Source organism: Photobacterium swingsii, from assembly GCF_024346715.1.
Classification (GTDB): domain Bacteria; phylum Pseudomonadota; class Gammaproteobacteria; order Enterobacterales; family Vibrionaceae; genus Photobacterium; species Photobacterium swingsii.
Genome location: NZ_AP024852.1, coordinates 1,789,669 through 1,802,829, shown reverse-complemented (window position 1 = coordinate 1,802,829; position 13,161 = coordinate 1,789,669). Strand labels below are relative to the sequence as shown.

Annotated in this window: 18 protein-coding genes; all 18 read right to left on the bottom strand. The window is 39.4% G+C overall.

Features of this window, described 5'->3' with window-relative positions:
* Positions 1-110: 110 nt before the first annotated feature.
* The 18 genes from OCU77_RS08485 to OCU77_RS08400 all read right to left on the bottom strand — a co-directional run bounded on the left by OCU77_RS08485 (position 111) and on the right by OCU77_RS08400 (position 13,157).
* Entirely contained in the window at positions 111-1,007 is an 897-nt protein-coding gene (locus tag OCU77_RS08485; protein ID WP_048898285.1) for a hypothetical protein, read from the bottom strand.
* Positions 1,008-1,141: 134 nt separating this feature from the next.
* The gene (locus OCU77_RS08480; RefSeq protein WP_048898284.1) at positions 1,142-1,498 is read right to left on the bottom strand and encodes a nuclear transport factor 2 family protein; all 357 of its coding nucleotides are present in this window, start codon (positions 1,496-1,498) and stop codon (positions 1,142-1,144) included.
* 67 nt (positions 1,499-1,565) lie between these two features.
* A complete protein-coding gene (locus OCU77_RS08475) occupies positions 1,566-2,468 on the bottom strand; it encodes a class I SAM-dependent methyltransferase (protein ID WP_048898283.1) in 903 nt (300 codons plus the stop codon).
* A 116-nt stretch (positions 2,469-2,584) separates the two neighbouring features.
* Positions 2,585-3,313: a sugar phosphate isomerase/epimerase family protein gene (locus tag OCU77_RS08470; RefSeq protein ID WP_048898282.1), complete on the bottom strand. Its 729-nt coding sequence runs from the start codon at positions 3,311-3,313 to the stop codon at positions 2,585-2,587.
* Positions 3,314-3,453: 140 nt separating this feature from the next.
* Entirely contained in the window at positions 3,454-3,873 is a 420-nt protein-coding gene (locus OCU77_RS08465; RefSeq protein ID WP_048898281.1) for a GNAT family N-acetyltransferase, read from the bottom strand.
* A 235-nt stretch (positions 3,874-4,108) separates the two neighbouring features.
* A complete protein-coding gene (locus OCU77_RS08460; RefSeq protein ID WP_048898280.1) occupies positions 4,109-4,540 on the bottom strand; it encodes a GNAT family N-acetyltransferase in 432 nt (143 codons plus the stop codon).
* A gap of 205 nt (positions 4,541-4,745) precedes the next feature.
* Positions 4,746-5,297 carry a class IV adenylate cyclase gene (gene cyaB / locus OCU77_RS08455; protein WP_048898279.1) on the bottom strand — a complete coding sequence of 184 codons (552 nt, stop codon included), beginning with the start codon at positions 5,295-5,297 and terminating at the stop codon, positions 4,746-4,748.
* Between the two features lie 107 nt (positions 5,298-5,404).
* The gene (locus OCU77_RS08450) at positions 5,405-5,908 is read right to left on the bottom strand and encodes a GNAT family N-acetyltransferase (protein ID WP_048898278.1); all 504 of its coding nucleotides are present in this window, start codon (positions 5,906-5,908) and stop codon (positions 5,405-5,407) included.
* 285 nt (positions 5,909-6,193) lie between these two features.
* Positions 6,194-6,649, bottom strand: coding sequence for a GNAT family N-acetyltransferase (locus OCU77_RS08445; RefSeq protein ID WP_048898277.1), 456 nt, complete (start codon positions 6,647-6,649; stop codon positions 6,194-6,196).
* A gap of 143 nt (positions 6,650-6,792) precedes the next feature.
* Positions 6,793-7,077 (bottom strand): HEAT repeat domain-containing protein, encoded by a 285-nt coding sequence (locus tag OCU77_RS08440; RefSeq protein ID WP_048898276.1) that lies wholly within the window; start codon positions 7,075-7,077, stop codon positions 6,793-6,795.
* A 204-nt stretch (positions 7,078-7,281) separates the two neighbouring features.
* The gene (locus OCU77_RS08435; protein ID WP_048898275.1) at positions 7,282-7,872 is read right to left on the bottom strand and encodes a hypothetical protein; all 591 of its coding nucleotides are present in this window, start codon (positions 7,870-7,872) and stop codon (positions 7,282-7,284) included.
* A gap of 402 nt (positions 7,873-8,274) precedes the next feature.
* Positions 8,275-8,748 carry a hypothetical protein gene (locus OCU77_RS08430; protein ID WP_048898274.1) on the bottom strand — a complete coding sequence of 158 codons (474 nt, stop codon included), beginning with the start codon at positions 8,746-8,748 and terminating at the stop codon, positions 8,275-8,277.
* Positions 8,749-8,757: 9 nt separating this feature from the next.
* Positions 8,758-9,291 (bottom strand): GNAT family N-acetyltransferase, encoded by a 534-nt coding sequence (locus OCU77_RS08425; protein ID WP_048898273.1) that lies wholly within the window; start codon positions 9,289-9,291, stop codon positions 8,758-8,760.
* 63 nt (positions 9,292-9,354) lie between these two features.
* Positions 9,355-9,885, bottom strand: coding sequence for a GNAT family N-acetyltransferase (locus tag OCU77_RS08420; protein WP_048898272.1), 531 nt, complete (start codon positions 9,883-9,885; stop codon positions 9,355-9,357).
* 660 nt (positions 9,886-10,545) lie between these two features.
* Entirely contained in the window at positions 10,546-11,034 is a 489-nt protein-coding gene (locus OCU77_RS08415) for a GNAT family N-acetyltransferase (RefSeq protein WP_048898271.1), read from the bottom strand.
* A gap of 56 nt (positions 11,035-11,090) precedes the next feature.
* Positions 11,091-11,240, bottom strand: coding sequence for a hypothetical protein (locus OCU77_RS08410; RefSeq protein WP_162845624.1), 150 nt, complete (start codon positions 11,238-11,240; stop codon positions 11,091-11,093).
* 220 nt (positions 11,241-11,460) lie between these two features.
* Complete coding sequence (locus OCU77_RS08405; RefSeq protein ID WP_048898270.1) at positions 11,461-11,964, bottom strand: YgjV family protein; 504 nt, start codon at positions 11,962-11,964, stop codon at positions 11,461-11,463.
* 425 nt (positions 11,965-12,389) lie between these two features.
* Positions 12,390-13,157 carry a DoxX family protein gene (locus tag OCU77_RS08400; RefSeq protein WP_107302851.1) on the bottom strand — a complete coding sequence of 256 codons (768 nt, stop codon included), beginning with the start codon at positions 13,155-13,157 and terminating at the stop codon, positions 12,390-12,392.
* Positions 13,158-13,161: the final 4 nt, after the last annotated feature.

Genomic DNA, 13,161 nt, shown 5'->3' with positions numbered 1-13,161 from the left:
TAATTGAGTATTCATTGATATGACAAACAACAAATAATATTACTCTATCTGTTTTGATGCGAATTAACATAAAACACAACGAACATTTGCCACGCTGTCATAGTCATTTTTTAGCGGCACTTCTCTAGCATAAGGCATTGATATTGAGCTATTTTGCTAAAATCTGCGGTATGCTCTGAAAATTCGCTCTGTAGTAAGCATAAAGCATCAGCAAGCGTAATTTGGTGTAAATTTGAGGTGTAATTAAACACTAAATTATTTATTCGCTGGACAAATATTTCTTTACTTGGTTCCGACTCACATTGCTGCCAAATCAGTAGATCAACATTATCTTCTGGGTCTTCTAAGGGGCTATTCGCTTGATGCTGAAGGTTTGACAGCATCGCTTCATATTGAGGGACTGATAATTGATTTTTGCAACGTAACAACCATGCCAACGTTATAAGGTTATGCCCAAAAAAGCCAAACTGTTTGATACAAGAAGCCAATACGGTTTTAACGCTTACCTTTACATGTGGCAAGCTCTTCTCGTCAGTATTTGAGAAGGTAGACGTAACAAATTCAGTAAAGCGATTTAAGAATGTTGGAATCTGCTGCTTACTTAATTGCTGATAAACACTATTCATTGCAAGCAATATTGTCACATTATGCGATAAGTACTCATTGTTCAATGATGCTTTATGTGCGAAATGTTCAAAAATATCCTGAAAGCCTTTGCTTTGATGCCACTGAAAAATAGCTTGGTATGAAGCAGGATAAACACCACGCTCCAGCACCCTATGAATACGAAATTCCGGCAATGGTGGCGCTTTTACAGATTCTGCATATGTCTGTAAAACCCAAATGGCGTCATCCTTCATCAACGTCGATGTATGTGAAAAGAGAGCATTGCTTTCTCCCAAATACTCCGCAAGGTATTGTGCAGATAGGAATGCTTTCAAAGCATGAGGTTGATGTATTATTGCTCCGCAATGAAGCGCTTGATCTAACAATTTTTGATTGGCCATAATTTCCTCCGTGAAACTAACGCCGGTATTAGGGAAAGAGCAACGCAGACTAACAACCCCGGATATGACTCTATGCCCCAACGATGGAATGAGAACACCAAATGTTGGGAGTCACTAGTAAATACATGCCTGTGTTAGCTAGGTATAGGAAGATTATGGGCTTGTAAGAAACTAAGCTTATCCCAGTAGCCTCTTTGAAAAACAATAACGCCATTTTCAAACTGGAAAAAACCACAGCCACGTAACCCGATTGGATCTTTCCACTCCAATATCGCCCACTGACTATCCTGGAAAATATTTTCAACAATACAAACCATCTCAGCCGCTGCAAACTCATCCGCAAACATCTGTTTTATGGCTTTTTTACCAACAACCGGTTCGTTGGCAACTTGATGATTAACTGCATCTTCACTGTAAAATTCTGCGATTTCGTCCGCATCGCCTTTGTTAAAAGCTTCAACCCACTTCTGAACAATTTGCTTCGGTTCCATAACAACCTGACCTATTGAAAAATAACCAAATTTCAATATGTTCGATTTTTATTGAGATTGCAACATACTACGATTCCGCTACGACAAAATGTTCCAATTTGAAGATCTGATCTTCAGGAATAGATCTCCCCGCAGGAGAAAAATAAACATCATTCAGGTCTGCCAAGGTTCTGTTTTCTTTTACTGTAAATCCATTAAGAGATAATAGCGCTTCGATTTCTTCGGCATTGTAGAATGATACCCAAGGCTCACCACTCTTCGCGGATAAACGCTGTATTGTTTCAGCTCGTTCAGCGGCTCTTGGATAACCTTCACCAAAACACGCTTTAGGATCACTTTCTATTAAATCATTGACATAAGACATAACGAAAGTTGAGCTTGATCCTTGGGTAAGTTTTGACAGCTCTTTTATTGTCGAAGCAAGCGCCTCTTTACTAATGTACTGAGAAACACCTTCAAGCGTAAATATTGTGCGCTTGTTTTTATCAAAACTCGTAGCTAAAAGCTGTTCAGTCAACGACTGGTGATTAAAATCAATATCCACATAAGTAACATTATCAATGTTAGGCAAATTTTGAGGAAGTTTTGAGCGCTTCCTAGCCTGAACTTCCATTTGATCTACTTCAAAAACCTTCATTGAGGATGGCAAGTCTAAGCGATAAGGCCTTAAGTCATACCCAGCTCCAAGAATAACGTATTGCTCGAAACCATCTGAAGCACTCTCTTTTACTTGTTCATCAATAAAGCGAGTTCGCGAAATTAGATGTTCATGAAAACCAGGCGCAAATTTTCCAGAAAGCCATACGCTAAATTTATGCCCAAGCAGCTTTATCAGAGTGGCACCTATAACAAATCTCTCAGCATAAGGATCATTGATGATACGTTTATCTGCATGAGCCAGTGTTTCAATCAGGCGCTGTTTCGCCACCCCTTGGGCAGTACCATCTTTTCTAAATATTGAATGACTCATTGAAAGTACCTCGTTATAAAACTAACACGCATTTAGGTGTAAGCAAGGCGACCACACAGCCAAAGCTAAGCCAGATTAACCCGTAAACCGAACCCTATGGGAATTGAAACCAGTGCTTACAGCAATAACTTAGTCTTAAGATAAGATCTACTTACAGACAACTTCTCAAGTGCCGCAGGCTCAGGTTCATGCTCTACAACTAACCATTCAAGTAAAGCATTCTCTCTTAGCTCATGGACAATACTAGCAACGTCAACTGAACCTTGACCTAATGCAACAGACTTACCATTAAGAAAGTCCCTCAAATGAGCATATGAAATCCTATCTCGATATTGCTTCAGGAACGTAACTGGATCTAACCCAATCATGTGGAGCCAGCCAGTATCGACACATAATTGAATCAATGATGGATCGAGTTGCTCCAATAGAATATCAAAAGGGCTAACTTTGTTTTCCGCACATTTAAATTCAAAATCATGATTGTGATAATGTATTTTGATACCTTCAGGCTTCAATAACGCTGCTTGCTCGTTTAGAAATACGCATGTCTTTTGAAAGTTACCTAAACTTCGGTCATGCCACGCTAAAGGGCCAGAAATACATAAATTCTGACAGTCATTTAACTGCAAGTGACTTATTAGTCTTGGTAAATCTTTTAGGGCATCAGGGCCAGTATGTAACGCTGAATACTGTAAACCATATTCCTTGGTATATGGGTGAACATCCATCATGAAAGGCATTTCAATAGCTTGATAACCCATTTCAGCTAAATGTCTGAAAATATAGTCAGGTTTATTTAAAATATGTTCTTTTTCAAAAGCATAAAGCTGAACACCTAGATGCATATTGCTCTCCTTCGCATAACGTCGCATTTAGGTGTGAGCAACGCAATACGGGCTTGCCTGTAAACCACCTTACTCGCTTAATGCAACGTATAGTAAAAATGCCGTGCGTTACGAGCACACTTGAACACGTTGTTCGCTGTTTACTCTTTAACAAGTGCTTTGGTCAAAAACGAAAGTTTCGAATCCATCGGATAGTTATCCAAAACCATTTGGCACTTGTAACCTTGCTTCTCATAGAAGGGCTTCGCTTGGAAGCTAAGAGTATCAACAAGCGCTGATTTGCATCCCTCAGACACTGCGTGAGCTTCTAACAACTTGATCAACTCACTACCTACTTGCTTCCCCCTCACTGAGTCATCAACCCATAGAAATTTAATAAGCAGCCAATTACCCCAAATATCAGCAATAATACCGCCTACTTTCTTCTCGCCTTCGATAGCATAGTAACCTACTTGTGACTTAGGTATACCGCCCAAAAATGGCGTATTATGCTTGATTAACCCATCACGTATTTCATTGATATTATTATCTGACGGCTCAATATCTAGTTGATATTCCATATGCATCCTTGCTTAATTTTGTCGAGAACAGCTAACGTAACTATGATACCAGCTATGCGATGTAATCCGGTATTTAAGAAGACTGACCAACGGCTTCTGACACATGCAAAACAACTTAAATCTATTTGTGACGCGATCGTTGTTATTTTGCGGTTTTCCTCGCCATATACGGAAACGCCCAAAGTTATTAGCTTCGGGCGTTTCTTCTAGCAAACTGGTTACGACAAACCGAGCTTTAACGTGTCATATGCAGAATTGGAAAAGGTTTTCCCATATCATCAAGCGGTGAACGAGAAACGACGTTAAAACCCATATGCTCGTAGAAGCCTACTGCTTGTGGATTTTGTTCGTTTACATCGACTTGGGTTGCACCTAACTGCTCTATTGCGTATTGCAGTAGAACTTTACCAACCCCTTGTCCTCTCGCCTCATTTAAAATAAACAGCATTTCAACCTTGGAATCATGAATACCTACGAAACCTAAAATTGAACCACTTTCATTTTTTACACATCTTAACTCGACAGCAGGAAAAGCCTGCTCAATGATAATTGGTTTAAAAAACTCAATATCTTCTTCTGTTATGAAGTCATGAGTTGCTCGGACTGAATTTTCCCAAACATCAAGCATTTCTGCATAATTTTCAGGAAGCACATTTTCTACAATCATCGTATTATCTCTAAAATTGACTGAAATTCATGTGCAGCCGCGGGCCAGCATTTTAGCTTTAGATGCTTGAATTGTCTACAAATCACATAGCGCCTGAGATAAGCTGTGCCACAACGTATTCCAATAATGTTGATGAAGCCCCCGAAAACTCCGCTGCAGTTCAGACCTAGAATACCGAACATTAGTCGCTGTATTGATGGCTTTGTTATACCGTAAGACTTTCTGAATAAAGAACCCGATATGACTTGTGTTCTAAGTCGCTAGATGTCAAACCGAACTGACTCGCTAAATCAATTAATTCTGACTTATAGCTTTCAAGTAAACTTTCATCATTTGTCATAATTGCAAATTCAGCAAAGTCACCTACTCCATCAAGGTGATCAACTGTTATATGAAATTTACCTACGAAATAAATACTACGCATCTTCTTCATTGATAGCACAAGGTTATACCCCATCGTATTTAGCATACTCTTTGCTTTATTAGCATCACTAATAGTAGTCGCTTCGCAACGGTCTGCTTCTAGGCCTTTTACGATCCAAAGCTTAATTCCAGATGGATCCATTTCACGAACACAAAGACTTTTATTATTAACGAGGAGATGTTGCTCTGGCGTATCAAAGTAGCAATCAGATTCTAGGTTATCTTGAAGCATTACTTCATATTTCATTGAATTTAACGTCTCTAAGAACTGAGATTTAGACGTTAATCGGTATTTTAACTCAACTTCAAATTTGCCTTCAAAATGTTCTGACATCGTAATTACTACTTAAAATATAATATGGGCTGAGACTAGCATGCTTACCACTTTAGTTCAGTTAACCAAGTTCAATTACGGTGTAATGCCATGCGCTGTGAATCATTCTAAACAGTTTGTTTTAAAGCAATACTTTCGTAGCTGTAGATGTGGTCGGCGTACAACTTACCGCCTATTTCATAAGCGTCCGGCACGACTTCTTTCAAAGAAAAGCCACTTTTAGTTAGCACCTTCTCAGAACTAACATTTCCTTCAGTCACTATTGCGCCGAATGATTGAATACCTTGTTCCTCCGACGCCCACTTAAGCAAAGCTTTTAAAGACTCTGTACCAAAGCCTTGACCATGATATTTAGGCAGGATTAAGTAACCAACTTCAGCTTTGCCTTCGGCCATACGGAAACCAGTAACGCCAATTTTTTCACCCGTCTCAGCTAGAGTCATCGTCAAACACAACCAATGATCAGAGCTTTTATTCCAAGCTGGAAGCCTCGACTCAAAGCTTTCTTTAATAGCCTCAGGCGATGGTTCATCAAAACATAGGCTAATTACTGCTGGGTCTTGATTTAAAGACTGAAATAAACCCCAGTCATCAGCCGTAATTTGAACCATTTCTAATCTATCTGTCTGTATATTCAATTGCTGAACTCTCCTTGTTTCATGTAGCCCTGTTAAGTCGTGAATAACACGATCACCTAGCCCCCCATAGTGCCGTAAACACTAAAGTTAATTCAAGCCGAAAGTGCCAAAGTCCAGTATCTGCTTATTAATCTAGGAAATACAATCTTGGGTCATTGTGCGAGTGACATCCAAATCTAGAGGAAACACATAACCCATTGATGGAATGAAAAATACCAAGCGGTGGGAATTACTCTTAAATGCTTTGTAGCAGACAGCCTACAACGCGAGCTTAAACCCTTCATGTGTTGCTTTGAATCCAAGTTTCTCATAAAACCTGATTGCATCAGGGCGCTGCTTGTCACTTGTTAACTGAACGATTGTACAGCCTTTGTTTTTTGCCAGTTCGATAGCATGTGCGAACATTTGCTCACCGAAACCATGTCCACGGTAGTCACTATGGATTCGAACACCTTCGATAAGACAACGCCAACTACCAATATGCGTCAGGTAAGGAATAAAGGTAATTTGAAGCATCCCGACTAGAGAGTTTTCCTGCTCAACAACAAGTAATTCGTTATTTGGGTCTCGTACAATTGCTTCGAACGCTTCAATATACGCACTATTCAACGGAACAGACGCATCTTCCCTTTTACTACCAAGTGGGTCATTTGAAAGCAAAGTAACAAGACTTTCCAAATCTTCAATATCAGCTGAACGATACTTCAATTCCATCTATAGGTCCTTTTACTTCTGACAATTAACGCTCTGTTAAGGTGTGTGCAACGGTACCACAACACTCAATCATTACACCGTAAACACTAAATCCAATTGAAATCAAAACTGCCAAGCGTTGCGAATCACTCTTAAAGCGTTTGTTAGGCTAATTTTCGACCTGCACGCCCCAGAGCTTTTAAAACCTGCTCTCGATAAGTGGAATGAGATGAGTAAATTCTCATGATTTCTTTGACCGCCTCTTCGCCGCCGGCTTCTCCTAATGCATGTAAAACCTGCTCACGATATGTAGAGTGGGATGAGTAGATTCTCATAATTTCTTTAACGGCATCTTCACCGCCTGCTTGCCCTAAAGATTTTAGTACTTGCTCACGATAGGTAGAATGAGAGGAATAAATTCTCATGATTTCTTGGACTGCCAAACTCATAATACATCCTTAATTTTATATTTAATTACAATAATTTGATTGGTTAAATTTGGGCATATCTAGTAGCTCAAGGGAAACAAAGTTTAACTTTCCCCAATTGTGAGCCTAACGCCTTGGCATAAGGTGCGCCAACGCTGAACTTACAAAACAAAATACACTTCAAACCAAAACCGCCGAGTGTAACGCGTCACCTTGATGCCTTTGTTATGTACGCCTTTTGACGTGAAACATGTAAAGAATACCCCCTCCAATAAGAGCAATTGAAAAAACAACAAAGTACAACGAGTTTTTTTTCATTAAGTAGCTAAGCATAACTTCTTCTTTTGATTTAGACCGCTTGGCTTTATGTAAAGATAAACCATTTGATTCTAGATAGTATTCTATATCAATCTTTATACCTTCATAAGCTAGTCTATTTATCAGTTGGTTACGCCTTTCACTTGGCCAGCTTTTTGATTGAGATTTATAAGACTCTAAAGCATTTTCACAATACCAAGAAGCTAACTCATGATTATCCTTTCTTGAATCAATACAAAGCTCAACCTCAGATAAGGTTGATTTGAGTATATTGCGCCGAATCTCTATATTATCAACTATTTGATTTAAATCTGATTGAGCCTTAGTTACAGTCCAAAGGTAACTAATCGAGATAAAGTAACCACCAGGAATTAATGATATAAATAACAGTAGGGTAAGCATTTGAGTAAATAAGTTTTTAGAGCCTAATTCTATCGCTTTATCTAACTTTGCTTTTAACTGCACTAACGATTCAATATTATCTTTAAAATCACTCACTTAACACCCCCCATAGTACATAACATTCACATCTACGCCACTGCTGCGCATATCTAGTGCTACTGGCATTATCAACGCATGAAATAAACGAAAACCATGCGTAAAACTCTCATTTAGCTTGTCGACTTGTAGTTCGAGGCAAGCGCACCCTGTGAAAGCAGTATTATATCAACGCGTTTATTATTAAACCTAACATTTTTGTATGGTTAATTGGACAAAAATGCATGACAAGCAAGAAAAAGCAGGCGTTAATCGTGCGTATCTGCTTTCATTTTGGCTAGGTAGGATACATGCTGGAACTTGAGGCTTGATGGGAGTAGAGACAATCGTGTGATGGGAACTATGTGCGCCCAACCAATTAGAAATGAAAAGACGAAACGCAGGCACTACCTTAATGCTTATTTATAGATTATTTTCAATATAGCTTGGGATATCAACCTTTTGTCCACCTTGCGCAAAGTGATAATCAAATGCATACGCGATTTTCTCTAACGGCGCTTCGGCATAACCAAAAGTCTGCACTTCAGTGATATAGCGTTGTAAAAAGCCAATTGCCCCAAGAGCATCCCACTGAGAAACATGCACTAACTCATGGAAGTGCAAACGTAAATCAAGCACAACACTCGGCACTATGTAATACGTGTTTTTATATGTGATCCCTTGAACGTCCATATCGAGGAAATCACCTAAGCCTGCCTCACGTAGCTCTGGGAGATCTGGCTTTGGCAGGCTCTCGACAACAACAAAATATGCGTTAGCAAGAAATGCTTCAGAATAGAACCCAGCAAAAGGCTCAGCAAATTGCGAGCAGCTTTGTCGTTGTTCGGCAAACTTCGCATTCGTTTCATCAATCCATGCTTCAATGCTGTATATCATGCTTAGCTCCTATTCTAATGCTGTTTTTACGTAAATAACCGTGCTATCTAACTCGCCAGAAACTAAACGACGCCCATTCTCTAACTTAGCTTCAAATTGATAGCCACAACGCTCAGCAACAGCTCGACTCTTAACGTTAGAGCCCGCCATTTTTATTTCAACCCTTTGTGCCTTGTTATCAACAAATGCAAAGCGTTCAATAATCTTCACCGCTTCGCTTATATAGCCTTTACCAACCATGGAAGTACAAAGCCAGTACCCAATTTCAAAATATGGAACATCTGGGTCTCGAACAATAAAACCTACAGCACCAATGAAAGCCCCGGTTCTCTTTTCAATAATATTAAACCAGAAGTCATCGGAAAAATTGTTGTAATGCTCAGCGGCAAATTCGATATTATCTTTCAGTTTATTCAGCGTCAGAGATTCAGATACCCAAGGAAGAAACTCAGACAACTCGGCCTCGCTTTCTTGAATAATAGTCCACATCGAATCTGCATATGCTAATGATGGTGGGGTGAGTTTTATTCGCTGACTTTCCATATAACAAGCCGCTCCTACAAAACATAAAATACTGGCTGGGCACTTTTCCTGCCAAACACTTCATTAATTGCGTTCTAACCACTCCGAGCGTAACACACCATATTTGACTGAATCATAATACTCACCTTGGTAGTATCGCACCTTTCTCAGCCTAGCTTCTTGCTGAAACCCCAGTTTCAACGCCAATGCCATCATTCGAGGGTTACCCGACCAAGTGGTTAAGCCAACCCTTTCAATTTTCTTACTCTCAAACAAGTAGGAAACCCACAATGGAATAGCTAACGCAGCAATGCCTTTACCCCAATACTGTTTATCGTAAATAACGACACCAGCCTCAAGCCAACGCGTTTCTTCACATTCCCAGTAACAACTAACAGCCCCGACAGGCATATCGTCGATGGTAATTAACTGTAAATCTGCGCCGGTTAGCAGACGCTGAAATGAAGAATTTTCAAACTGCTCTAATGATGGGTGAGAGTATGGGTAGTAAGGACCATTAAACTTCGTCCATTCGTTATTTGATATGACCAAAGAATGAATAAGCTCAAGTTCACTTTTCCTTGCTGCTCTGATATTTATTCTCTTTTCTTCCACGGTACTTCCCTGTTTTTATAGCAAATTAACAGCCTAAAACTAAGAAACTATCGCCTTGCTTCTGAAAAGCACTTTTTTACATGACAAACAGACATGTTTATATCGTGGGTCAGAATGAATAGTTAATGGCTGGAAAATAACCTTATCTGAGCCACAGCTAAAACATTTGGCATTTTCACTGTCATTGGTTTTACACTCTGGATGTTTTCCCAAATATTCTGAAAGTGTTGGCAATCTGTGCCAATCACTATCCTGTGGTTTAGAGTAAATAACGAAATAGTAAAATACACTGAAACCACAGCCAATAAGAAACAGCCAAATAAAATCCATCCTATTCTCCTGAAATTGCGTGTTGATAGAGCACTGAAAATACTAAAGACAACCCATACCTAGAATGCAGAGCATTGGCGGTAGTATTGATGACCTTGTAAAGTCTTCTGTCATGAAAAATGGAATATAAAGGCTAAAGCGGAAACCACCTTTTCGCTTTTCGAATATTTCATTGCTCATAATTGCGTTTTGACATTAATAAAACAAAATCAAGGGTATAAAACCAAGCACTTATCGATCAATAAACTCTCAGTATGACCTGTAAGAAAATCGACCAAGTTCAAAGATTTACTCATAGTGACTGGTGTCCCCCACGCTATGTAGGCAGCGTCACATCTTGGGCCACACCGCCTTTGTCATCAACACTAAATCCCAAGGCTCGCCGTTAAAAGAACGAATGCCTTTTTCCAACGAAGTGATCTCAAAACCTAACGATAAATAACATGCTTTTGCAGCATGATTATGATCGAAAACAGCAAGGCTCACTTGCTTAGCATTTAAAGTATTTACGGCTTTGTCGATAAGCAGTGTCAGCATTTCTTTAGCTAAGCCCTGCCCTCGGTATTCATCCGCAATAAAGACACGACAAATACGAAAATGATCATGAGATTCTTGATAAAGCTCGACATAGCCAAGCTTGATACCCGAGCGAGTAAGCAGAAAAGGAAAGACTTGGTGTTGCTTGCAGTGAATGCGAATTTGTTCCGTATCAAGCGGATAAGAAAAAACAGGGCCACCCCATAAATAGTTAGTTTCAGCTGACATTATCCATTTAATAAGCTGGTGATAGTCCTGTTGATCAAAGGGGCTTAACTTCATATCTTCCTTGTTAATAAAATCAGGTTACAAACGCGATGAAAATCATCGAGCAGCGATCACTTTCGGCTCATAGAGACAAACGTGCAATTGAGCAACAAAAGGCCTAGCGCAAAGCAGCTAAATTGCCACTCAGTTAAAACCTCTGCCACCGAGCCTGCCAATAACCCCGAGCCTAAGCCTAACGCTATTTTTTGAGCTAATGTCATACTCGCCTCCTTGGCAATTAACAGTCACAGCTTAAAAGCTCTGATATATTAAATTGTATAAGGTCATTTCATTTTAACCCAGAATATTCAGAGGTTTGAGAAAGGTATCACAAGAAATAATCACATTTGGATGAATCGATTTCAAACCCTAGCGTGCCGCTTTTTCATTAACAGACCATCAAATGACATGCACTTGATTTTTAAGGAAGAAGAATAGATATTACAGCGCAGGTGCTGGCTTATAGTAATAACGATAATAGCCAATTAAGTTACTAGAGATAAACAACATTTCCATTACTACTGCAGTTGGTGAACCAATTAGATAATTGTGCAACAACCAAAATGCTGTACCTACAATCATCAATTCTCTTAAGCGACGGTCATTTTCGTTAAAAGCTGCAATCGTTTGGAACATAGAGCCTAAACAACTAATAACGCTGACCAGCCCCGAATAGGTTACAAAAGTAGAGATGAATGATGCGCCACAAAAAAGGTATTTAAGCTTAGAAGAAGTAGAAAAAACGCTCACTAGATATCGTACGGTTGCTATTATCATCAGGCTTGCTGCTGTCCACTGCTCTAGCAAGATGAAATGACTAGAGATCAGTGTACCTGCGCAAAACAAACAGGTTACGATTTTTTTCCTCTCTTTGAATTGAAAGGACATTAAGTCAAAACATATCGCGATTGCGACTAAAACTTGAGATAGAAAAAAAGGGGTCACTCTCGGCTCCTTGTGTTGGATTCTGCATTATGCAGTCACACTATTTAGCAGCATGGTGTCAAATGTCTGCTTGCATTTCTAGTGAATAATTCCCACTCTATGAATAAACGCTTAAGGGCATCCAATGTATACACATTTAACATCCTTAATGAACACCCTTGATGCACTATCTATATGACCAACAACCGACTCTGCCTTACTCTGACACTTTATATACGAGTAAAATTAATAACTAGTGAAACAGCTAACTCATCAATTGCATACATGACGACAGGCATAACGTAATCCCACTCTATGCCTGCCTTCATATTCACACTAAGTATTATCTAAGGCGATGTGAGCTTGATACTTATTCGCCTTACCTAGTCATCCATTTAATAACATTGTTCGCGTTTCAAATAGAGATGTGTATGAGCAAATCTATTTCAAACACTAGCATGTCGCTTTTTCATTAACATACCATCGAACGACATTGGGCCTTGATTTTTGAGGAAGAAGAATGGGTATAGGATCATTGCCCAGAAGAATGGGAATTCCCAACCACCACCTGGCATCGCCCAGGTATAACCAATAAGGAAGTGCCCAGAAAACAACTCAGCAGCGATCAAATAAGCAATAGCCCACACCACACCAAGGCGAGTAAATAATCCCCAGCCAATCAATAGCGCGACACCTATTTCAGTTACACCACCCACATAGATCATCAGGTCCGTAAACCATGGGCCCACTTGGTCAAACCCAGCGACTTGCCCGAAATAACCTCGCATGCCATTGTGCACAGCGGCACCAGCAAACAACTTTTCGGTGCCATGAGTGATAAAGTTAAAACCAACAAATAGGCGAATACACATAAGTGCAAATTCATGTTGGTTTTCTTTGTAAACTTCTTTCGCAATCCCAATAAATTGAATTAAAAGTGGAATGAGTGATACGGCCGTTAACCAACCGATTAAACTAATATCATTTTGGTCAGCAATTCGAATAATTATTAATGTCGGTACTATGGTGATCAAAAACGACACTCTATTTTTATTTCTTAAGGCAAACACTAAAATGGGCGTAATAGCACCAAATATAAATAATGACGCATGTAGCCATGTATCGTCTATTGTTCCCATCTTATAAAGTATTGCGACAAACGAAAGTAATGAGGTTGCTTGTAAAAACAACCACATTTCATTTTTACTTTTCATTATA